The organism is Acidovorax sp. AC410 (assembly GCF_979253235.1).
Genome location: NZ_CEEDCG010000001.1, coordinates 6930554 through 6952888 on the forward strand (window position 1 = coordinate 6930554; position 22335 = coordinate 6952888).

The 22335-nt window shown below is 67.0% G+C and carries 17 protein-coding genes, 2 tRNA genes and 1 riboswitch; of the genes, 16 read left to right on the plus strand and 3 right to left on the minus strand.

Annotated elements, in window-relative coordinates:
- Positions 1–43: 43 nt before the first annotated feature.
- Complete coding sequence (gene rnr / locus AC0IZS_RS32205) at positions 44–2377, minus strand: ribonuclease R (protein ID WP_471639376.1); 2334 nt, start codon at positions 2375–2377, stop codon at positions 44–46.
- A 19-nt stretch (positions 2378–2396) separates the two neighbouring features.
- Between rnr and AC0IZS_RS32210 the strand changes: the two genes are divergently transcribed.
- Together AC0IZS_RS32210 and AC0IZS_RS32215 are read left to right on the plus strand one after the other, a co-directional pair.
- Positions 2397–2481, plus strand: a tRNA-Leu gene (locus AC0IZS_RS32210).
- Between the two features lie 304 nt (positions 2482–2785).
- Positions 2786–2870 (plus strand) — tRNA-Leu (locus AC0IZS_RS32215).
- 225 nt (positions 2871–3095) lie between these two features.
- On the opposite strand, the gene AC0IZS_RS32220 is transcribed toward AC0IZS_RS32215, so the two are convergent.
- Positions 3096–5888 (minus strand): DUF349 domain-containing protein, encoded by a 2793-nt coding sequence (locus AC0IZS_RS32220; RefSeq protein WP_471639377.1) that lies wholly within the window; start codon positions 5886–5888, stop codon positions 3096–3098.
- Between the two features lie 1082 nt (positions 5889–6970).
- Here AC0IZS_RS32220 and AC0IZS_RS32225 point away from each other — a divergent pair.
- The 6 genes from AC0IZS_RS32225 to AC0IZS_RS32250 all read left to right on the plus strand — a co-directional run bounded on the left by AC0IZS_RS32225 (position 6971) and on the right by AC0IZS_RS32250 (position 15144).
- Positions 6971–7825, plus strand: a complete 855-nt coding sequence (locus AC0IZS_RS32225) for a lytic transglycosylase domain-containing protein (RefSeq protein ID WP_471639378.1) — start codon at positions 6971–6973, stop codon at positions 7823–7825.
- 41 nt (positions 7826–7866) lie between these two features.
- Positions 7867–8018, plus strand: a riboswitch (ZMP/ZTP riboswitch).
- Positions 8019–8053: 35 nt separating this feature from the next.
- Positions 8054–9298, plus strand: a complete 1245-nt coding sequence (gene glyA / locus AC0IZS_RS32230) for a serine hydroxymethyltransferase (RefSeq protein ID WP_471639379.1) — start codon at positions 8054–8056, stop codon at positions 9296–9298.
- 12 nt (positions 9299–9310) lie between these two features.
- The gene (nrdR, locus tag AC0IZS_RS32235) at positions 9311–9760 is read left to right on the plus strand and encodes a transcriptional regulator NrdR (RefSeq protein ID WP_007856647.1); all 450 of its coding nucleotides are present in this window, start codon (positions 9311–9313) and stop codon (positions 9758–9760) included.
- A gap of 55 nt (positions 9761–9815) precedes the next feature.
- Complete coding sequence (locus AC0IZS_RS32240; RefSeq protein ID WP_057205579.1) at positions 9816–10703, plus strand: DMT family transporter; 888 nt, start codon at positions 9816–9818, stop codon at positions 10701–10703.
- A gap of 69 nt (positions 10704–10772) precedes the next feature.
- A complete protein-coding gene (locus AC0IZS_RS32245) occupies positions 10773–13127 on the plus strand; it encodes a hypothetical protein (RefSeq protein ID WP_471639380.1) in 2355 nt (784 codons plus the stop codon).
- Positions 13128–13903: 776 nt separating this feature from the next.
- Positions 13904–15144 (plus strand): IS3 family transposase gene (locus AC0IZS_RS32250; protein ID WP_471636968.1). Its coding sequence is split into 2 segments (ribosomal slippage): positions 13904–14261 and positions 14261–15144, totalling 1242 coding nucleotides; the frame shifts between segments, so codons are not numbered across the junction.
- Positions 15145–15268: 124 nt separating this feature from the next.
- Here AC0IZS_RS32250 and AC0IZS_RS32255 read toward each other — a convergent pair.
- Positions 15269–16534 carry a YihY family inner membrane protein gene (locus tag AC0IZS_RS32255; protein ID WP_471639381.1) on the minus strand — a complete coding sequence of 422 codons (1266 nt, stop codon included), beginning with the start codon at positions 16532–16534 and terminating at the stop codon, positions 15269–15271.
- A 239-nt stretch (positions 16535–16773) separates the two neighbouring features.
- On the opposite strand from AC0IZS_RS32255, the gene AC0IZS_RS32260 reads away from it, so the two are divergent.
- From AC0IZS_RS32260 to AC0IZS_RS32295, 8 genes are all read left to right on the plus strand, one after another.
- On the plus strand, positions 16774–17202 hold the full coding sequence (locus AC0IZS_RS32260; RefSeq protein ID WP_471639382.1) for a DUF2069 domain-containing protein: 429 nt from the start codon (positions 16774–16776) through the stop codon (positions 17200–17202).
- Positions 17203–17309: 107 nt separating this feature from the next.
- Positions 17310–18731, plus strand: a complete 1422-nt coding sequence (locus tag AC0IZS_RS32265; protein ID WP_471639383.1) for an FAD-binding oxidoreductase — start codon at positions 17310–17312, stop codon at positions 18729–18731.
- Between the two features lie 27 nt (positions 18732–18758).
- Complete coding sequence (locus AC0IZS_RS32270; RefSeq protein ID WP_471639384.1) at positions 18759–19229, plus strand: GNAT family N-acetyltransferase; 471 nt, start codon at positions 18759–18761, stop codon at positions 19227–19229.
- 136 nt (positions 19230–19365) lie between these two features.
- On the plus strand, positions 19366–20169 hold the full coding sequence (locus AC0IZS_RS32275; RefSeq protein ID WP_471639385.1) for a DNA/RNA non-specific endonuclease: 804 nt from the start codon (positions 19366–19368) through the stop codon (positions 20167–20169).
- A 205-nt stretch (positions 20170–20374) separates the two neighbouring features.
- A complete protein-coding gene (locus AC0IZS_RS32280; RefSeq protein WP_471639386.1) occupies positions 20375–20812 on the plus strand; it encodes a DoxX family protein in 438 nt (145 codons plus the stop codon).
- Positions 20813–20941: 129 nt separating this feature from the next.
- Complete coding sequence (locus AC0IZS_RS32285; protein WP_471639387.1) at positions 20942–21133, plus strand: hypothetical protein; 192 nt, start codon at positions 20942–20944, stop codon at positions 21131–21133.
- A 310-nt stretch (positions 21134–21443) separates the two neighbouring features.
- On the plus strand, positions 21444–21665 hold the full coding sequence (locus AC0IZS_RS32290) for a TOBE domain-containing protein (RefSeq protein WP_179681338.1): 222 nt from the start codon (positions 21444–21446) through the stop codon (positions 21663–21665).
- A 98-nt stretch (positions 21666–21763) separates the two neighbouring features.
- A complete protein-coding gene (locus AC0IZS_RS32295; protein WP_471639388.1) occupies positions 21764–22231 on the plus strand; it encodes a hypothetical protein in 468 nt (155 codons plus the stop codon).
- The last annotated feature ends 104 nt before the right edge of the window (positions 22232–22335 follow it).

A 22335-nucleotide genomic window follows, 5' to 3' on the forward strand; every position in this document is an offset into this window, starting at 1 on the left:
ACCCGCGCAAACGCGGGCTGTTCGGTTCGTCGGCGTGCCAGGCTCAGCCGCGGCGCGGCTTGCGCCCCTTGCTGCCGGGCTTGCCCTTGGCGGCCGCCTTCTTCACCGAGGCCTTGAGCTCCTGGATCGGTGAACGTGCCGCACGCTCGCGCGTGAGCGAGGCCATCTCGGTGGCCGAGGGATCGGCGGCCTTGGCCTTGGAGCGGCCACCGCTGCCACCCTTGCGCGGGCCCTTGCCGGAACCGCCGGGACCATCCTGCGACACGCCCTTGTCCTTGAGCGCGCGGCCAACCAGCTCCTCGCCCTCGCGCACCAGGCGGAAGTCGATCTTGCGACCGTCGAGGTCCACGCGGCTGACCTGCACGCGCACGCGCGCGCCGATGGCGTAGCGGATGCCGGTGCGCTCGCCGCGCAGTTCCTGGCGCGCCTCGTCGAACTTGTAGTACTCGCCACCGAGCTCGGTGATGTGCACCAGGCCTTCGACGTACATGGCGTCCAGCGTCACGAAGATGCCGAAGCTCGTCGCCGCACTGACCACGCCGCTGTACTCCTCGCCCAGATGCTCGCGCATGTACTTGCACTTGAGCCAGGCCTCCACGTCGCGGCTGGCCTCGTCGGCACGGCGTTCGTTGGCGCTGCAGTGCAGGCCCGCAGCCTCCCAGGCCTGGACTTCGCGGCTCGGCGGCTTGACGTCCTTGCGCGGCTTGGTGCCCGGCGCCGCCACGCGGGACGCCAGGCGCTTGGCCAGCTTGGCATGGGCTTCGCCCGGCGTGGGCAGCGAGGGCAGCTTGTACTGCGTCTTGGCCAGGATGGCCTTGATCACGCGGTGCACCAGCAGATCTGGGTAGCGCCGGATGGGGCTGGTGAAGTGGGTGTAGGCCTCGAACGCCAGGCCGAAGTGGCCACTGTTGACTGGCGTGTAGATGGCCTGCTGCATGGAGCGCAGCAGCATGGTGTGGATCTGCTGGGCGTCGGGCCGGTCCTTGGTGGCCTCGGCGATGGCCTGGAATTCCGAGGGCTTGGGATCGTCGCCGATGGTCATGCCCACGGCCATGGCCTTGAGGTAGTTGCGCAGGATCTCCTGCTTCTCGGGCGTGGGGCCTTCGTGCACGCGGAACAGGCCGGGCTGGCCGCCCTGGGCGATGAAGTCGGCGCTGCAGACGTTGGCGGCCAGCATGGCCTCCTCGATGAGCTTGTGCGCGTCGTTGCGGGTGCGCGGCACGATCTTCTCGATGCGGCCGTTCTCGTCGCAGATGATCTGCGTCTCGGTGGTCTCGAAGTCCACCGCGCCGCGCTGGCGGCGCGCAATCAGCAGCGCACGGTACACGTCGTGCAGGTTGAGCAGGTCGGGCACGCGCTCCTTGCGCTTGCTGGCCTCGGGCCCGCGCGTGTTGGCCAGGATGGCCGCCACCTCGGTGTACGTGAAGCGCGCATGGCTGTGCATCACCGCCGGGTAGAACTGGTAGGCATGCACCTCGCCCTTGGCGTTGACCAGCATGTCGCAGACCATGCACAGGCGCTCGACATCGGGGTTGAGCGAGCACAGGCCGTTCGAGAGCTTCTCCGGCAGCATGGGAATCACGCGGCGCGGGAAGTACACGCTGGTGGCACGGTCGTAGGCATCGATGTCGATGGCGCTGCCGGTCTCCACATAGTTGCTCACGTCGGCAATGGCCACCAGCAGGCGCCAGCCCTTGCCGCGGCCCACGCGCGCGGGCTCGCAGTACACGGCATCGTCGAAGTCGCGCGCGTCCTCGCCGTCGATGGTGACCAGGGGCACGTCGGTCAGGTCCACGCGGCGCTTCTTGTCCTGCGCGCGCACCTTGTCGGGCAGTTCCTTGGCCTGCGCCAGGCACTCGGCCGAGAACTCATGCGGCACGCCGTACTTGCGCACCGCGATCTCGATCTCCATGCCCGGGTCATCCACCTCGCCGAGCACTTCGGTGATGCGGCCCACGGGCTGTCCGAACAGGGCCGGCGGCTCGGTCAGTTCGACCACGACCACCTGGCCGGGCTTGGCGGCGCCCGTGGCGCCCTTGGGGATCAGTACGTCCTGGCCGTAGCGCTTGTCTTCGGGCGCCACCAGCCACACGCCGCTCTCCTGCAGCAGCCGGCCGATGATGGGCTGCGGCGGGCGTTCGATGATTTCGACCACGCGGCCTTCGGGGCGACCCCGGCGGTCCTGGCGCACGATGCGCACGCGCACGCGGTCCTTGTGCAGCACGGCACGCATTTCGTTGGGGGGGATGTAGATGTCGCCTTCGCCGTCATCACGCACGACGAAACCATGGCCATCACGGTGCCCCTGCACGCTTCCTTCAATTTCGTCCGACAAATGCGCGGACTGCGCGCCGGGGGTGGTTTTTTTGATATACAATCTGAGTCTTTCCTGAAATGCCCAGGTGGCGGAATTGGTAGACGCACTAGTTTCAGGTACTAGCGAGTAACATCGTGGAGGTTCGAGTCCTCTCCTGGGCACCAAGTTTAACGAGAACCAGTGATGGTTTTCAAAATATCGAAGCCGCTGTACCCACAGCGGCTTTTTTATTTTCCGCAGCCCATGCACCTCGCGCCACGCACAAGCCAGGCGACCACCGAAAGATGGGCAATGCACACGGTCCCGTGCCTGCACGACCAAATGCCATCGGCCGCATGCGGACATGCCCCTTGCGCGGTCGCTCGCACGCCGCAAAAAAAGCAGCACGCAGCGAACAATTTTCAAAAAAGTGGGCAACTTTGCTGGCGACCCCAAAAAAACGTTCTATAATTCAAAGCTGATCTGAAAGCCCAGGTGGCGGAATTGGTAGACGCACTAGTTTCAGGTACTAGCGAGTAACATCGTGGAGGTTCGAGTCCTCTCCTGGGCACCAAACAAAGAAAAAGCCGTTGCATTCGCAACGGCTTTTTTATTTTGCGACTGCACTCACAAGCAGCTCCCACCGGCGCATGGCCCCCTGTGCCCAGGGCACCGGCACACGCCCACACCCACCCACCTCACCAAAGACAAAGCGCCTTCGCATCCATGCCCCTGGGCATGCACACGAAGGCGCTTCGAAGGCAGCGCAGGACCCACGAGCCCCGCATTAACCCCTTACTTACTTGCGCAGCAGGTTCTTGAGCACGTTCTGCAGGCGGCGGGCCGTGGCCGCGTCGCTCGGGCTGGCCAGCACGCGGGCAGCATCCTGGCCCCAGGTCTGCTCGGGCGCGGGGTCGTTGCGGCGCGTGAGCAGCTGCAACTGCAACAGGCGGCGCGCGGAAATGTGCTCGGCCGGTGTCGGCACCTCGGCCGCCATCTCCAGGCGCAGCAGCGCTTCGGCCGCATCGCCTTTGGGCGCGGTCGCCAGGGCCTGCGTCCAGGACGTACGCACGGCCGGGGTCACGCGGCCACCGAGGTCCTGCGTGCTCGGCACCTGCGCCGCGTCGCGCTTTTCCCAGGCCGTGAGCAGCTGCGTGAGCGCCTCGCCGTGGGCCTGCGCGGCCAGCTTCTTCAACGCCATCTGTGCGTGCTCCATGGCATCGCGCTGGGCACGGAAGGCCGTGTCGCCCAGGCGCGGGCCGCGGTCTTCGTAGGCCGGGCGGTCGCCGAAGCGGCCACCGCGGTCACCGCCGCGGTCTGCACCCCGGTCGCCGGGACGGCCATCGCGCGGTCCGCCACGGCCCGCATCGCCACGGCCGCCATCACGGCGCTCGCCAGGGCGCGCACCGCGGCCGGGGGCTGCGGGTGCATCCTTCTTCATGCCGGGGCGGTCATCGCCACGCACGGCCACCACGGGGCGGGCGGGCTTGGGCGGTGCCACGGGCGCGGCGGCCGGGGCCGCAGCTTCACCGTCAGCACCCGCCTCGGCCGCGGGCGCTTCGCCCTCACCGGCTGCAGCAGCAGCTTCGTCGGCCTGCGCCACCGATGCCGCAGCGCTTTGCTCGCTCTTTTGGGCGGAGGCGGCTGCCTCGGCGGCCTGGGCCTGGCCGCGCAGCGCGGCCTCCAGGGCCTGCACGGCGGCGCGGATCTGCTGCGCATCGCCCGTGGCGTTGGCGGCTTCCAGGGCCTTGGAGGCATCGAGCACCACGCGGTCACGCGCGCTCAGTTCGGTCACGGCCTTTTCGCGGTCGGCCGACTTGCGGTTGAAGGCCTCGTCGATGGGCTTCCTGAACGCATCCCACAGCTTCTGCTCGTGCTTGCGGTCCAGCGGCACGGTCTGCGCCTCGGCCTGCCAGCGCTGCTGCAGCGCCTTGACGGCGTCGATGCGCAGCATGGGCGCGGCACCCAGGGCCACGGCCTCGTCGATCATGGCGTGGCGGCGGGCCAGGCTTTCCTTCTGCGCGGCTTCCAGCGGCGCGGCAGCGCCGGCAATGGCCTGCTTCCACAGCGGCTGCAGCTCGGCAAAGATCTTCTCGCCCACATGGCCGCCTTCGCGCCAGCGGTCGCCAAACTGGTACAGCGCGCGGTTGATGCCCTTCCAGTCGCCCGAAGCGGCATGTTCCTGCGTCCAGGCCTTGACCTCTTCGATCAGTGCCAGGCGCTGGGCCTTGTGCTCGGCAGCATCGGCACGGATCTTGTCGAGCCAGGCTTCCACGACCTTGTGCGCGGCGTTGCAGGCCTCGTCGAATTTCTTCCACAGGCCGTGGTTGGGCGCACCACCCTGGTCGGCCTGCTTCCACTGCTCGCGCAGGGCGCGCAGGGTTTCCTGCATCTTGCGGCCACCCAGGGCCTGGCCCTCGGGGCGGTTGAGCAGGCCTTCGGCCTTGGCCACGAGGTCCTCGCGCACCTGGTCGGCACCCCAGCGCTGCCAGCCTTCGAGCTCGCCAGCCGCCACCAGGGCGGTATGCACCTGTTGCTCCAGGGCGGCATCGATGTGCTTGCCGTGGTTCTTGAGCACAGCACGCAGTGCGGCGGCAGCACCAGCACTGGCCTTGCCATGGCCTTCGGCGGTTTCCTTCTCCAGCACCACCAGGGCCTCGCGCACGGCCTGCACGGCCTTGTCGCGCACTTCGGGATCAACCTTGGGCTTGTTCTGCGTGCGGGCCGGCTTGGCAGCGCCAGCCGCCGCGCCTGCGGCAGCTGCTGCTGCAGCGGCTTCGGTGGGCAGGCCACGGGCGGCGCGCAATTCATCGGCCCACACGGGCACGGGTGGCAGGGGGGCGCTGGCGTCTTCAGCAGCGGCAGCAGCCTGGGCCACGGCGGGCTGGAAGGCATCCCATACCACCAGCAGTTGCGTGCGCGAGGCATCGAGCAGCGGCGGGAAGCGTGCTTCCACGCTGGCCCAGCTGGCGTCGCCCGTCAGTTCCTGGGCCTGCTCCTGCCAGCGGGCCACGTCGGCGCGCAGCAGCTCCAGCGCGCCATGCGCGTCGCGCCAGGGCTTGGTGGAGAGCACTTCGATGCGCTGCGCGAGCAGCACGGCAGCCTCGCGCTGCACCTGCACGCGGTGCTGCAGGTCTTCGATGACCTTGACCCGGTCGGCCACCTGTACCTTGAGCAGGGACAGCGGCTCGCGCGACAGCGGCGCGCCGGCCTTGGCCGCATCGCGCTGCCATGCCAGGGCATCAGCGATGTTGAGCTTGGGCGCGGACAGCAGGGCCTGTGCCTTGTCGGCCCACTCGGCGGCAATCACTTCCTGGCCCTTGGCGCGGCGGATCTCGTCGAGGCGTTCGCGCACGGCGCGGGCAGCACCCTTGTCGCGGCCGCTCAGTTCCTTGAACACTTCCTGCAGTTGCTCTTGCGCAGGCTGCGTGGCCAGCCAGTCGCGGATGCGGGAGGCGCGCTCGCCCGAGGTAGCGGCAGAGAAGGCGCCGCCGGTCAGTGCATCCAGGGGATGCGCCTCTTGGGTTTTGGCCGGGGCCGGATTCACTTCAGGTGCGTCGGACATTTTGCTGCGGGAAAAAAATGGAAACATGGATCCAATGGATTACGAACGGCCATCCCTGCTCCGGGTGGGTGCGCGAGGCCACCAAGGCTCGCGCCAGCCAAAGCAGGTACATGGCAGAAAACGGGCTATTTTCACCGGGTTCGTGCAGGCGGGCCACCAGCCGTCCTGGCGAAACATCCCTCGGGGATGTCCTGTCCAGGGCCACCCGGTGTGCGGGCATCTGCACCCTGCTTCGCAGGGTTGCGGTGTCTCCCACGGGCCTGCGCCCGCTCTGGGAATTGCCCCCATTATCTATATATATGCGGCAAGGGCCCATTCAATGCCTTGAGGCAGTTCAACACAGGCCCGTGCAGACCTGCGTGGGAGCCCTGCAGCACAACGCCCCACACATGCCTGTGCCGCATGGAAGGCCACCTGGCCGGCACCTGCACAACCCCAGCCCATCGCAGGCCAGGCGCGGGCCCACAAACAAGAAAGCCCGGGGGACTTTCCGAAGTGGACAGTCTCCCGGGCTTGACGGCTGACACAACGGTCTTTGCCATCGTTTCGCAAGGCGGAGATGAAGGTCCACCATGCGAGGAGGCAAGGTATTGCCTCCAGGGGGTGCCGTGGAAGTTTCATCTGCTGCACCGCGGCACTGAATGCCCATCGGCGGGAGAGTTCGCTTCGTCTGGCGATGCCTGAAATCAACAGGCAGACGAACCTTACCAAAGTCGGCAGCCGACCTCAACCCGGTTTTGCAATGGTGCGGTAAAAGCCGATTGAATTTGACACATGGCCGTCACCGGGCTGTGGTCGGCCAGGCAACCGCTTCGGGCGAAAAATGGCAAAACCCTGTGTTTTCTACCAGATTTTTCATGCTTTTTTAATCTAACGATTCAATTTGTTAGTATTGACTAGGTATTTGGTGACCTCCTAGAATCCGCCAGCCTCAAAAATGGCTAGTAAAAACCCCAACCCGCTGCCGAACCCGGCTAAGTCAACTCACGGCCCCTCTTGCTTTTTGCAGGCCCTGAATTTGATGGCGTACCAATCCAGGTGATACGCCTGATCCTGCCAACCACCCGTGGTGGCAGGGCCTCAGGGAAGCGCCCCAGAAAGGAAGAGCTATGACAGCGTCAGGAAAAATAGTCTCCGGCGTGCGAACCTTCGCAGCCGATGTGACCGAAGGTTTTCTTGAAATCACCCACAGCAGCTTCGCCCTCATCGGGCTGACCGTTGCATTCGTCGTTATCGCCTTGAGCGCCCGGCCCGATCTGCGCCAGGCCGGAGAAGAAAAGCTCATGAACTGGCTGCAGGCGCGCCAGGTCGCCGTGCTGGGCATGCCCATCGAGCCCGAAGCGAGCGAGCGCGCCACCGCCGGCAACCCCAAGGACCTGCCCAAGGAGCAGGCTGCCGTGGCGTTCTGGCTGAGCAAGAAGTACCGCGTGGCCCCCGAGCCGCTGAGCGTGCTGGTGGCCGAGGCCTATGAGCTCGGTGCCCGCAACAAACTCGACCCGACCCTGATCCTGGCCATCATGGCCATCGAGTCGAATTTCAACCCGTTTGCGCAAAGCTCCGTGGGTGCACAGGGCCTGATGCAGGTGATGACCACCGTGCATACCGAGAAGTACCAGAACTTCGGCGGCCACTTCGCGGCCTTCGACCCGGTGACCAACCTGCGCGTGGGCGTGAAGGTGCTGCAGGAATGCATCGCCCGCGCTGGCTCGCTCGAAGGCGGCCTGCGCTACTACGTGGGTGCGGCCAACCTGCCCGACGACGGCGGCTACACCGCCAAGGTCCTGGCCGAGCATTTCCGCCTGCGCCAGGTGGCCGGTGGCCGCGCCATGCCAACCAACCCGCCCGCCACCCTGTCCACGCAGGCGCCGGTGCAATCGGTCCCCGCCTCGGTCAAGCTGCCAGCCCCCGCCTCGCCTGCCAATGGCGGCAGTGACAAGGTGGCCTTGCTCTCGCAGCCCTCCTGAGACCCACATTCCTGGAGCGGCCGCGCCGCCTGGGATACACTACGCAGGTACGCAACTGGCGATAGGCGCAGCCCCGCAACCGGGCTGCCGCTGACGTGGAAACCGGCAAGGGCTTGCCCCTTGTGAACCACTGGGGAGCGTGCCGCACGGGTGTCATGCCCGCCGCGTTCAGCCGTTCGCCTGGGCAGCCCTTGTTTCAAGGGACACAAGTTCATAGGACTGCCACACATGTACGACCGCAATATTCTTGTCGAACAAGCCGACCCCGAGTTGTTTGCCGCCATCACGGCCGAGAACGCCCGGCAAGAGCACCACATCGAGCTGATCGCCAGCGAGAACTACGCCTCTCCCGCCGTGATGTGGGCCCAGGGCACCCAGCTGACCAACAAGTACGCCGAAGGCTACCCCGGCAAGCGCTACTACGGTGGCTGCGAGCACGTGGACGTGGCCGAGCAACTGGCCATCGACCGCGTCAAGAAGATCTTCGGTGCCGATGCCGCCAATGTGCAGCCGCACTGCGGTGCCTCGGCCAACGAGGCCGTGTTCCTGGCCTTCCTCAAGCCCGGCGACACCATCATGGGCATGAGCCTGGCCGAAGGCGGCCACCTCACGCACGGGATGCCGCTGAACATGTCGGGCAAGTGGTTCAACGTGGTCTCCTACGGCCTCGACGCCAATGAAGTGCTGGACTACGACGCCATGGAGAAGAAGGCGCACGAAACCAAGCCCAAGCTGATCATCGCCGGTGCCTCGGCCTACAGCCTGCACATCGACTTCGCACGCTTTGCCAAGGTGGCCAAGGACGTGGGCGCGATCTTCATGGTGGACATGGCCCACTACGCCGGCCTGATCGCCGCGGGCGTGTACCCCAACCCCGTGCCCCATGCCGACGTGGTCACCAGCACCACGCACAAGAGCCTGCGCGGCCCGCGCGGCGGCATCATCCTGATGAAGGCCGAGCACGAGAAGGCCATCAACAGCGCCATATTCCCCGGCCTGCAAGGCGGCCCGCTGATGCATGTCATCGCGGCCAAGGCCGTGGCCTTCAAGGAAGCGCTGCAGCCCGGCTTCAAGGCCTACCAGGAACAGGTGATCAAGAACGCCCAAGTCGTGGCCGAAACGCTGACCGCCCGCGGCCTGCGCATCGTCTCCGGCGGCACGCAAAGCCACGTGATGCTGGTCGACCTGCGCGCCAAGGGCATCACCGGCAAGGAAGCCGAGGCCGTGCTGGGCGCCGCCCACATGACCATCAACAAGAACGCCATCCCCAACGACCCTGAAAAGCCGATGGTGACCAGCGGCGTGCGCATCGGCACCCCTGCCATGACCACGCGCGGCTTCAAGGAAGAAGAAGCGCGCATCACCGCCAACCTGATCGCCGACGTGCTGGACAACCCGCGCGACGAGGCCAACATCGCTGCCGTGCGCGCCAAGGTGAATGCGTTGACGGCGCGCTTCCCGGTCTACGGCTGATCCGGCACCGCCATGAAGTGCCCTTTTTGCAGCCACCAGGAAACGCAGGTCGTCGAAACCCGGGTGTCTGAAGAAGGGGACTTCATTCGCCGCCGGCGCCAGTGCGGCGCCTGCGACAAGCGCTTTACCACCTACGAGCGGCCGGAAGTGAACTTCCCGGCCATCGTCAAGAAAGACGGCCGGCGCATCGAGTACGAGCGAGGCAAGCTGCTCGGCTCGTTCAACCTGGCGCTGCGCAAGCGCCCCGTGAGCACCACGCAGATCGACAGCGCCATCGAGCGCATCGAGGAAAAGCTGCTCAACCTGGGCCAGCGCGAAGTGCTCTCCAGCCGCATCGGCGAACTGGTGATGCGCGAGCTCAAGAAGCTCGACAAGATCGCCTACATCCGCTTTGCCAGCGTCTACCGCAGCTTCGAGGACATCGACGACTTCCGCGCCATGGTCGACGAGGTGCGCAAGTAGCACCTGCGGTGCTCGGTCGCCAGCAGACTTTGCGCGGCTGGCCGACAATGCACGGGTGAAGACCCGCCATTTCCTGCAGCTCGTGCTGCTGTCTGCCCTGTGGGGCGCCTCCTTCCTTTTCATCCGTGTCGCGAGCCCCGTGCTCGGGCCCAATGTCATGGCCGCCCTGCGCATCGGCTTGGCCACGCTCACGCTGATCTTCATCATGCGCGTGGCCGGCGAGCGCTGGCCCTGGCGCCACTGGCGCGAGCTGGTCGGGCTGGGTGCGCTCACGGTGGCGATCCCGTTCCTGCTGTACTCCTGGGCGGCGCTGTACTTGCCTGCGGGCTACAGCTCGCTGCTCAACACCATGGCCGTGCCGTTCAGCGTGATCGCTGCCGCCTGGCTCAAGGAAGACACGCTGAGCGCGCGCAAGTGGCTGGGCTGCCTCTGCGGCTTTGCCGGCGTGGCGCTCATCGTGCAGCTCGGCCCGGTCACGCCCACACCAGCACTCATCATTGCCGCCCTGGCGTGCATGACAGCATCGGCCTGCTACGGCGTGTCCACCCCGTGGATGAAGCGCGCCACCACGCGCATGCCGCCACTGGCGATTGCGGCCGGCATCCACGGCACGGCCCTGGTCATGCTGCTGCCCGGCGCGGCCTGGAGCCTGCCCGAGGCGCAGTTCACGCCTACGGCGCTGGCCGCCGTGGCGGTCATGGGCATCGTCACCTCGGGCCTGGCCTACTGGCTCAACCTGCGCGTGCTCAGCCAGGTCTCGCCCGTGGCGGCCATGAGCAGCGCCTTCATGATCCCGCTGTTCGGCGTGGCCTGGGGCCACCTGTTCCTGGGCGAAGCCCTGGGCCCGGGCATGCTCTGGGGCGGCCTGCTGGTGCTGGTGGCCACGGGCCTGGTGACGGGGTTCAATCCGCTGCGCTGGCTGGGCGCCGGATCGCGCTCGTAGGAGATTGCCTACAGGCCTGTTCGCCCAGGTCCGGGGCGGCGATGGGCGCAGGCTGCCGACAATGAGGACATGGACCCTCAGCCGCAGCCGACCGTCGCCACATCCCTCCCCACCCACCGCGCCCCGCTGCAGCCCGAGCAGCCCCCACCCCAGCACGCCTGGCAGTTCTTTCGCGCCGGCGGCGTGGACCAGGTCATCATTCAGAGCGGCGCGGACATCGCCCACCTGGCAGAACTCGACCAGAAGCTCTGGGTGGCCTTGGCCTGCCCCACGCGCGGCATCGAGTTCGATGAACGCACACTGGACCTGATCGATACCGACAAGGACGGGCGCATCCGCCCGCCCGAACTGCTGGCCGCCTGTGCCTGGGCCTGTGCGCAACTGCACAGCGCGGACGAACTGGCCCGCCCCGGCGATACGCTGGAGATCGGCGCCATCGACGACCGCACCGAAGACGGCGCAGCGCTGGCCGCGGAGGCCCGGCGCCTGCTGGCCATGGCCGGCAAGCCCGAGGCCACGGCGATTGCGCTGGCCGACGTGCTCGAACGCAGCAAGCAGCTCAGCGGCATGCGCTTCAACGGCGACGGCATCATCACCGTGGACACCGCAGGCAAGGACGACAGCGTGGCGCGCGAGGCCATCGCGCACATCATCACCACGCACGGCAGCATTGCGCCCACCACCGACAAGCAGTTGCCCGGCATCGACCGCCAACGCGCCGAGGCGTTCTTTGCCGAGCTCGGCCAGCTCAGGGCCTGGGCCGCCCAGGCGCGTGGCGCCACCACCGGCCTGGCCCTGGGCGAGCGCACCCTGGCCGCCACCGAGGCCATGAACGCCGTGGCCGCGAAGGTGGAGGACTTCTTCGCCCGCACCCGCCTGGCCGCCTACGACCCGCGCGCCGCCACGGCACTGAACCCTTCGCTCGATGAGTACAGCGCCATGGCGGGCCAGGACCTGGGCCTGGCCTCGCCGGCCATCACCACCTTGCCCCTGGCCCCCATCACCCCCGGGGGCGCCCTGCCCCTGCGCCACGGCGTGAACCCGGCCTGGGCCAAGGCCCTGCGCAACTTCCGCGAGCGCACGGTGGAGCCCCTGCTGGCGCGCAGCAACGCCGAAAGCCTGACGCAGGACGAGTGGCAGCTGATCCAGAAGTCGCTGGCGCCCTGCCAGCAGTGGCTGGCCGACCGACCTGCCACCCGCCTCGATGCACTGGACGAAGACGTGCGCGAGGTGCTGCTGGCGGGCGATGCCGAGCAGCGCGTGATGGCCCTCATCGACGAGGACGAGGCCGAACAGGCCCACAACGAACAGGCGCAGGGGCTGGAGAAGCTGCTGCGCTTCAAGCGCGACCTGCTGGAGCTGCTCAACAATTTTGTCTCGTTCTCGGCCTTCTACCAGCGCCGCGGTGCCATCTTCCAGGCCGGCACGTTGTACCTGGATGCGCGCAGCTGCGACCTAGTGGTGCAGGTGCCCGACGCCGCGCGCCACGCCAAGCTCGCCGGCCTGGCCAAGACCTACCTGGCGTATTGCGACTGCACGCGCAAGGGCCAGAAGATGGGCATCGTGGCGGCATTCACCGCGGGCGACGTGGATTTCCTCTTCGTGGGCCGCAACGGCGTGTTCTACGACCGCGATGGCCACGATTGGGACGCGACCATCACCCGTATCATCGAGAACCCCACGAGCATCCGCCAGGCCTTCTTCTCGCCGTACAAGAAGTTCGTTCGCATGATCGAAGAGCAGGTGGCCAAGCGCGCCTCGGCCAGCGATGCGCGCGCGCAGAAGTCACTGGGCACGGCCGCCAGCACCCTGGCCAGCACCGATCTCAAGACCGTGGGCACCAACGCCAGCAGCGTGACCGTGCCCGGCACCCCACGCCGCACCGACGTGGGCACGGTGGCGGCCATCGGCGTGGCGCTGGGCAGCATCAGCGCGGTGCTGGTGGGCATCTTCGGCAAGTTCGTGGACCTGGGGGTGTGGATCCCGCTGGCCCTGATCGGCATCGTGCTGGCGATCTCGGGGCCGAGCATGCTGATCGCCTGGCTCAAGCTGCGCCAGCGCAGCCTGGGGCCCATCCTGGATGCCAGCGGCTGGGCGATCAATGGGCGCATGCGGGTGAACACCCGGTTGGGTGGATCCCTGTCGCAGGTGGCCAAGGTGCCGGCCAATGCACGGCGCATGCTCGATGATCCGTTTGCGGAGTCCAAAAGCCCTGTGTGGGTGGGGCTGGGGGTTCTGGTTGCCGTGGTCGTGGTGGGGTTTGTGGCGTGGCGGGCGCATTGGCTGGATCGGTGGGTGCCGCGGGTGACGGTGACGCCGCCGGTGGCTGCACCGGCTGTGGTACCTGCGCCTGGGGCCAGTGGTGCTGTACCTGCTGCTGCGGTGGTAGGGCCAGCTGCGTCCGTGGCTGCGCCGGCGCGTTGAGTTCAGGGTTTCTTTTCAGCCGTTTGCCTGGGTTGAGGGCGGAGGCCGGGATGTGCGCCCGGCGGCGCAGTAACTTTCTCTTGGCCGCCAAGAGAAAGTCACCAAAGAGAAGGCGGCCCCCAGTCTGCGTCCCCCGTTCGCCCTGTCGGGCGAACGGGGGCAGCCTGCGATGCTCGGATCTGGGGTGGTGCCGCAGAACTCGCTGCGTTCTTCGAACTCCGCTCAAACAGCTGCGGCAAGTCAGATGACGAAGCGTGTGTGTCCTTCGGCACACACGCCCACCCCAGCTCCTGCGCTTCTCGGCGCAGCCAGAAGGGGTGGGGAGCGGGGACAAAGACGGCTGCTGCTGCGCAGCTGCGCCTTGGGTCGGGGACGCGCGCGCTGCGCGCTGCCGACTGTTGGAGCGCGATCGCTCTGCCCAGGCCAAGCGCAGCGAGGCAGTTGGGGCCGAGCGAAGCAATGGCCCGTGTGGAGCCCGTCCCCCCCCTTCTGACCGTGCCGAGAAGCGCAGGGCCTGGGGTGAGCGCGTGCCGAAGGACACGCGCATCGTTGTCTGGCTCGCCGAAGCTGTCTGACCGGAGCTGCCTCGCAGAGGCAGCGCAGGGAGTTCTTCGGCGTCACCCCAGGACCGAGCATCGCAGGCTGCCCCCAGCGCCCGATAGGGCGATGGGGGACACGGGCAGCGGGGTCGCCTTTTCTTGGCCTACCTTCTTTTGGCGACGCTGACCCGTCCTGCCCTGCGTTGACACCTTCCCTCCCCAAAAAGGAAAAGTGTCATGGAATCAAGGACCAAGCGCACGCAGCGCGACTACACGATGGCCTTTAAGCTGGCAGTTGTCGAGCAGGTAGAAAAAGGCCAGTTCACCTACAAACAAGCCCAGGTGCATTACGGCATCCAGGGCAAGTCGACGGTGCTGGCGTGGCTTCGCAAACACGGCAGACTGGGCTGGCCGCGTGCGGCATCATTGACGGCAATGCCCATCGACAAAGCCCCCAGCCCCCTCACACCCGAGCAAGAGATCAAAGCGCTGAAGGCGCAATTGCAGCAATCCCAGCAGAAGGCGCAGTTGTTCGAAGCCGTGATCGACGTGCTGCGCAAGGACTATGGGGTGCGCATCGTAAAAAAGCCTTCTGGCAAGTCCTCGACCAAGCCCTCATCCAAGGGCTGAGCGTGAGCAGGGCTTGCCAGCACATGGGCGTGAGTCGCCAAGCGTATTACCAAGGGCGCTGCCGACATGCCCAGCGCGTGGAGCACGCCAAGGTTGTCGTTCAACAGGTCAAGGAGCTGCGCATGCGCCAGCCTCGGGTGGGCACGCGAAAGCTGCATCACATGCTGCGTGAACCATTGGGCCTGCAGGGCATTGTCTTGGGCCGGGACGCCATGTTCGACGTGTTGCGCAACGCCAGGATGCTGGTTCCTCCTGGACGTGCGTACCACAAGACCACCCACAGCCACCACCGCTTCAGGCGCCATCCCAATCTGCTCAAGGTCGGGCCACAGCAGGTGCATGCTGCCCACAGTGAGCAAGTCTGGGTGGCCGACATCACCTACCTGCCCACCGCAGGCAGGTTCGTGTACCTGAGCCTGGTGACGGATGCCCACTCCCGCAAGATCGTGGGCTGGCACGTGCACGAGAGCTTGCAGACCGAGGAGGTGGCGCAGGCGTTGCAGATGGCGCTCAGGCAGCGCCAGACCCGCCAGCGCCTGGTACACCATTCGGACAGGGGGATTCAGTACTGCTCGACCTACTACCAGCAGCTTCACCGCAGCCATGGACTTACCTGCTCGATGACGGACGGCTACGACTGCTACCAGAACGCGTTGGCCGAGCGGGTCAACGGGATTCTGAAGACGGAGTTCCTGTTGAGCCGGCCACAAGACATCCATCAAGCCAGGCGCATGGTGCAGCAGTCAATAGAGATATACAACCACGAGAGGGTTCATCTGTCGCTGAAAATGCAAACACCCGATGCGGTGCATCGGGCGTCATTGGCCGGGTTGCTCCGGCTTGTTTAACCGTTTGAGGTGTCAACGCTATTCAGGACGGGTCACGCAAAAGAAGGTAGGTGCGCCGCCGGGCGCATATCCCGGCTCCCGCCCTCAACCCAGGCACACAGCAACCACAACTAACGGAGCAAGCTCACCCCCGCACAGCCCCCCGGAGCAAATCCGCCACCTTCATCCTCTCCAACCCCGCACTGCTCCAGAACGACCCCAGACTCTCCGCCCGCTCCAGCAACAGCTTTTCCACCAGCGGCTCGACCGAAGTAGCCAAAGGATCCACCAGCAACAGATACCGCGGCTCCGCCACATCCGCCGCATCCGGATCGGCCTGCGCGTCATTGATCTGCCCCACCCAATCCAGAGACAGCAGGGCATCGAGCACCGGTTCGAGCTGCAACACGTCAAGCCGCAGCAGTTGCGCCAACTCGCTCGCGCGCAGCCCCTTCTGCACATGGCGGCGCGCCAGGTACAGCTCCTGCAGCACCTCCACTGCCAGCTGGAAGGTCCACCCCGCCACCGTGCCACGCCGGGCCACGCCCGCGAGCAGGCTGGGCAGGTAGGCGGTCACCACCGCACCCAGCAGCACGATGACCCAGGCCACGTAGATCCATACCAGCAGGATCGGCAAGGTGGCGAAGGCCCCGTACACCACCGAGTAGGTCGGCACGTTGCTCAGGTAAATCGCCAGCACCCGCTTGGCCAGCTCGATGCAGACCGAGACGAACAGGCCGCCGGCCCAGGCGTGGCGCCACTTCACCGGGGTGTTGGGCACGTAGTGGTACAGCGCCGCCATGCAGCCGGCGAGCACGAAGAACTGGATCGAGTCGAACAGCAGTTGCACACCGCTGGGCAGTGCCTTCACCAGCCCGCCCGAGGCCGACATGACGTACGAGGTGACGGCCAGGCTCACACCCAGCAGCAGCGGGCCCAGGGTGATCACGGCCCAGTAGATCAGCACGCGCTGGCCCAGGGGGCGCAGGCGGCGCACGCGCCAGATGTCGTTGAGCGTGCGGTCCATGGTGAGGATCAGCGCCAACGCGGTGGCCAACAGGATACTGAAGCCCGCCACGCCCAGGCTGCTGGCCTTGGCGGCAAATTGCGTGAGGTAGCCCAGCACCTGGCGCGAGATGCTGTCGGGCACCAGGCTGTCGACCAGCCAGCGCTGCAGCACGTCCTGCACCTTGCCGAAGATGGGGAAGGCCGTGAACACCGCCAGCGCCACCACGAAGAACGGCACCAGCGCCAGCGTGGTGGTGAAGGTCAGGCTGCTGGCCGTCAGGCCCAGGTGGTCCTCACGAAAGCGCTCGCGCAGGGTCAGGGCCGTCGTTTTCCAGGGGAAATGCGACAGCTGCGTGATCAGCGCTTCGATGCGCAAGGCGACAGTCTGCAAGGTCAAGGGCATGGCCGATATGATCCTAGGCCCGGCAAGGGGCCACAGGGGGTGTGAAAACGCTGCATCGCAATGACTGCGGGCAGGCGACATACACCGCGCATTGTGGGCCCAAGCGCGCTGCGGGCCGCAAGCACAATGGCCACGGACTGCCCACTGACCCCGCCCATCGCACCCGGACCCACCGACAGTTTTTTTTTTGAGCCCCTGTGCCATCCACCCACCGACTGCCAATTGCTGCACCGCCACCGATGACCGCTTCCCTCCCCGTCTCCGACCACGCCATTGCCGCCACCCGCTGGGTGGCCACCGGCAGCGTGATGGCGCTGATCGTGCTGTGCCTGGCCTGGGAGCTGGTGCTGGCCCCCGTGCGCCCTGGCGGCTCATGGATTGCCCTGAAGGCACTGCCGCTGTGCATCCCGCTGGCCGGCATCCTCAAGAACCGCATGTACACCTACCGCTGGGTGAGCCTGGTGATCTGGCTGTACTTCACCGAGGGCGTGGTGCGCGGCTGGGGCGACAAGCCCCCGTCGCAGTGGCTGGCCTGGGCTGAGGTGCTGCTGTGCCTGGTGCTCTTCACCGCCTGCACGCTGCACGTGCGGCTGCGCCAGCGCAATGCGAAGGCCATGGCGGCGGCCAAAGAATTACAGGAAGGGCAGGCACCATCCCCCGCCGCCTGACACGATACAAGCGACAAGCCCTACCCGACAATCCACCTATCACGCTGCAATGCCTTGGCGCCCGCCCCGGCAGCAGCCCTGACCGCTGTAGACGAAAGGCCAACGACATGACCACCACCCTCCTCGACACCCTGCGCACCCTGGTCGGCCCGGCCCACGTGCTGACCGATGGCGACCTGACTGCCTGGGAGCAGGACTGGCGCCGACGCGTGCGCGGCAAGGCCCTGGCCGTGGTGCGCCCTGCCAGCACGCAGGAAGTGGCCGCCGTGGTCAAGGCCTGTGCGGCCGCCGGCACGGCCATCGTGCCGCAGGGTGGCAACACCGGCCTGGCGGTGGGCTCCACCCCCGACGACAGCGGCACGCAGGTGGTGCTGAGCCTCACACGCATGAACGCCGTGCGCAGCATCGACACCGACAACCTGACCATGACGGTGGAGGCCGGCTGCATCCTGCAGAACCTGCAGGATGTGGCGCAGAACGCGGGCGTGCTGTTCCCCCTGTCGCTGGCGGCCGAAGGCAGCTGCACCATCGGCGGCAACCTGGGCACGAATGCCGGTGGTACGCAGGTGGTGCGCTACGGCAACGCGCGTGACCTGTGCCTGGGCCTGGAAGTCGTCACCGCCCAGGGCGAGGTGTGGGATGGCTTGAAGGGCCTGCGCAAGGACAACACCGGCTACGACCTGCGCGACCTGTTCATCGGCAGCGAAGGCACGCTGGGCATCATCACCGCCGCCACGCTCAAGCTCTACCCCGAGCCTGCTGCGCGCCTCACGGCCTGGGCGGCCGTGCCCTCCATGGAGCATGCCGTGGCCCTGCTGGGCCTGGCGCACAAGCACCTGGGCGCGGGCCTCACGGGCTTCGAGGTGATGGGCCAGTTCGCGCTGAGCCTGGTGGGCAAGCACATGCCGCAGCTGCGCGTGCCCTTCCTGGGTGACGAGAACGCGCCCTGGTGCGTGCTGCTCGAAAACTCCGACAGCGAATCCGAAGCGCATGCGCGCGGCCGCTTCGAAGCGCTGCTGGAGACCGCCTTCGAAGCCAGCTGCGTGACCGACGCCGTGGTGGCCGAAAACCTCACGCAGGCCCAGCAGCTGTGGCACATCCGCGAGAACATCCCCCTGGCGCAGGCCGAAGAGGGCTTGAACATCAAGCACGACATCTCCATCCAGATCTCGCGCATCCCCGCCTTCGTGGCCCACACCGATGCCGTGCTGCGCCGCGAGATCCCGGGCGTGCGCCTGGTCAACTTCGGCCACCTGGGCGACGGCAACCTGCACTACAACGTGCAGGCGCCCGTGGAAGGCGATCCCAAGGCCTTCCTGCGCGACCACGAAGAGCATGTGCACCAGCTGGTGTACGACGCGGTGGCCGAGTTCAGCGGCTCCTTCTCGGCCGAGCACGGCATCGGCGAGCTCAAGGCCGACAAGCTCGAAAAGTACCAGTCGCCCGTTGCCTTGTCGATGATGCGCGCCGTCAAGCAGGCGCTGGACCCGCAGGGCATCATGAACCCCGGGCGCGTGCTCAACCGCTGAACGCTCCGTCCCTTGCAGGAACCCCGCATGACGACTGCCCCGGTGTCTGTCCGCCCCGCCACTGCAGACGACTACGCCGCCTGGCGCCCGCTCTGGGACGGCTACAACGCCTTCTACGGGCGCTTCGGCGCCACGGCCCTGCCCGAACACATCACGGCAAGCACCTGGCAGCGCTTTCTCGACCCGGCCGAGCCGATGCACTGTCTGGTGGCACAGGAGGAAGGCAGCGGCGCGCTGCTGGGCCTGACCCACTGCCTGTACCACCGCAGCATCACGCGCATCGAGCCGGTCTGCTACCTGAGCGACCTGTTCACCCGCGAGGCCGCGCGCGGGCGTGGCATCGGCCGCCTGCTGATCGAAGCCGTGTACGAACAGGCCCGTGCGGCCGGCTCTTCGCGCGTGTATTGGCAGACGCAGGAGACCAATGCGGCTGGTCGCTTGCTGTACGACAAGGTGGCCAAACACCACGGGTTCATCGTCTACGCGAAAGAGCTGTGACGGACCCGATTCACTGCCTCCAAACGTAAGCTCTGCAAGCGGCAGAAAAACCTTGCAGCATTACGGCCGGTAAGGCCAAAACAGGCCTACCGCAGTGGTCCAATCAGCGCCCTTTTCGCTGCTTTGATACCCTGCTTTGAATCTGTTTTTTTCCTGGCCCCGCGCCGCGCGTGGGGCCACGGCCCTGGCGCTGGTCCTTGGCGCCGCCGCCCCCTCCCTCGCCCGCACTCCCACCACCTTTCTCGACAGCATCGCCGGCCTGCGCAGCGCGCAGCCCACGGGCTTCGTGCATTGCCCGCAGTTCTTCGTGGGCGGCAAGCCGCCGCCGGTGCCGCGCCGCGCCCAGCAGCGCGAGCTGTGCTACGAGGCCTTTGCCGTGCTGCACAGCGGCGAGACGCGCACACCCGTCTACGTGGCCCAGCGCCTGAACCGCCAGGTGCTGGAAGGCGCCGACGAGAAGCGCTCGAACAAGTTCTTTGCCGATGCCCGCCTGCCCCGCGGCGAGCGCGCCGAGCTCGACGACTACAAGCGCTCGGGCTACAGCCGCGGGCACATGGCACCGGCGGCGGACATGTCCACCCCCACGGCCATGGCGCAAAGCTTCTCGCTGGCCAACATGGTGCCGCAGGACCCCAGGCAGAACGGCGGCCCCTGGGCCCGCATCGAGCAGGACACGCGGCGCTATGTGCTGCGCGCCCGAGGCGACGTGTACGTGATCACCGGCCCGGTCTTCACCGCCGAGAGCCCAGCCATCGGCGCCAACAAGGTGCGCGTGCCGGCCTACCTGTTCAAGCTGGTGTACGACGCCAGCACACAGCGCGCCTGGGCGCACTGGCAGGCCAACCGCGAGGGCGAGCGGGCAGGCCCGCCGATCAGCTACCAGGAGCTGGTGAAGCGAACGGGAGTGGAGTTTCTGCCGGCGCTGGCCGCCGCACATTGACACCGCCCCGAGGCGCCTCCCATCGCTTCGGGCGGCAAGGGGGCCCTGGACGGGACGGGTGGGTTGCGGCCAACGGAAACCGCATCTGCAAACTCGCATTCCTTCGTTGGATGGCGTGGCCTGCCTGCGCAGAATGACCTGGTCGGTGCCCCTGGGAACCAGGCGCCGCCTTCTTCGTCTCCCATCTCAACGCAAGGACTTCACCATGTCACTGCTTCGCCACCCCGAAATTCTGGCGCCCCGCGCGCTGTCCGTGCTGCGCATCATCTCGGCCTTCCTGCTCCTGCAGCACGGCACGGCCAAGCTGCTGGGCTTTCCGCACGTCGCGTATTTCGACAACCTGCAGATCGTCTCCCTGCTCGGCCTGGCCGGCATACTCGAGCTGGTCGGCGGGGTGCTGCTGCTCATCGGCCTGTTCACACGGCCCACGGCCTTCGTGCTCTCGGGCCTCACGGCCTTCGCCTACTTCATCGGCCATGCCACCAAGGGCCATGTGCTGGCACCCTCTCTGAACCAGGGAGAGGCTGCCGTGCTGTTCTCCTTCGTGTTCCTGTATATCGCGGCGGCCGGGGCGGGGCCCTGGAGCGTGGATGCGCGCCGCACCAAGGCGCCAGCGCAGGCCCCGTTGCCCGTGAGCGCCTGAGCCCGCCACCGCGAGCTCGGTTGATTTGGCTATATGCAACTGACACAAAAGTCGTTCCATGGGTGCCCACCCCTTCCGACAATCGCGCCCACCCCGCCCGTCTGCATTGACGAACCAGGAGCCCCTGCCATGCTGCCCGTGACCACCGAAGACCTTGACCTCAGCCCGCCCGATGGCGCCTTCTGGATGGCGCTGCGCAACCTGGCCATCGGCGCGCTCGTGGTGTGCGCGGTCGCATTGATCGTGGGCTTTCTGGTCGCCACGTCTGCCCACGCAGAGCCGGCCCACCATGGCAGCCCGGGCACGGCGGCCCGCGTCTGAAGCCAGGCCTGCCATGGCGCGCACCGCACTTCTTCTTCCACCGTTGTCGCCCGCAACGCAAGCGCGCCGCGTGCTGGCCCTGACGGCGCGGGCCTGGGGCGTGACACCTGGCTCCCCTGCGGCGCTGGCGCGTCGGGCGCCGCATGGCTATGTGCGCATGCGGGTGTCCAAGCGCACCCAGGCCCAGGCGGCACGTGCTTCCTTTGCAGCGCTGTCCCGCCCTCTTCTGGCGCATTCTTGGTGACCGGCCTCTTGCGGCCAACGCCCTGATGCTGCTCCCTTCCTCCCCCTTTACCGCAAGGCACACCCCATGACATCCAGCATCAAGGCCATCAACGTCCGCAACCAGTTCCGCGGCAAGATCCGCGAGATCATCCGCGGCTCAGTCGTTTCGGAAGTCGATGTCGAGACACCCTACGGCATCGTCACCTCCGTCATCACCACACGCTCGGTCGATGAGCTGGCGCTCGCGGTGGGCTCGGAAGTGGTGGCCCTCGTCAAGTCGACCGAGGTCTCCATCGCCAAGCTCTGAGAGCTCAGCGCCACCCGCAGCACCCTCTTTCCAGCCCGCGTCCGCACGCCACCCATGGGGTGCGTGCCGGGCGTCGTTGTCGTTTCAAAGCCCCTGCCATGACCACACACCGCCCCCAGATGCACCTCGGTGCCTTTTTCTTCGGCGTCGGCCACCACCTGGCCGCCTGGCGCCACCCCGACGTGGACCCGGGCGCAGCCAGCCGCATCGAATCGCTCAAGGAGTGGACCCGCATCGCCGAGGCTGCCAAGTTCGATGCCATCTTCTTCGCCGACAACGTGGGCCTGCCCGGCCCGCCGGACGACGTGGTGGCCAGGAATGCCCTGCGGTATCCGCTCGATCCGCTCATCACCCTGGCGGCGCTGTCGCAGTCCCCACCCACATCGGCCTGGTGGCCACGGTGTCGTCCACCTACCTGCCGCCCTACCACCTGGCCCGCAAGTACGCATCGCTGGACCAGGCGAGCGGCGGGCGCAGCGGCTGGAACAGGGCGTGTCATCACTTATTTCGCCCCCGAGCTGGTCCCGGCAGGCGGATGGATGCGCGAAGCGCGGCGCAGCCAATAGCGGGCTATTGGCAAGCCATGTGACAAAGCAGACGCCGCATGCCGGGGCCAGCCCGAAGGGAAAGCCTGCAGCGCGGCGCATTGCGGCGTTGCCCTTCGCTTGCG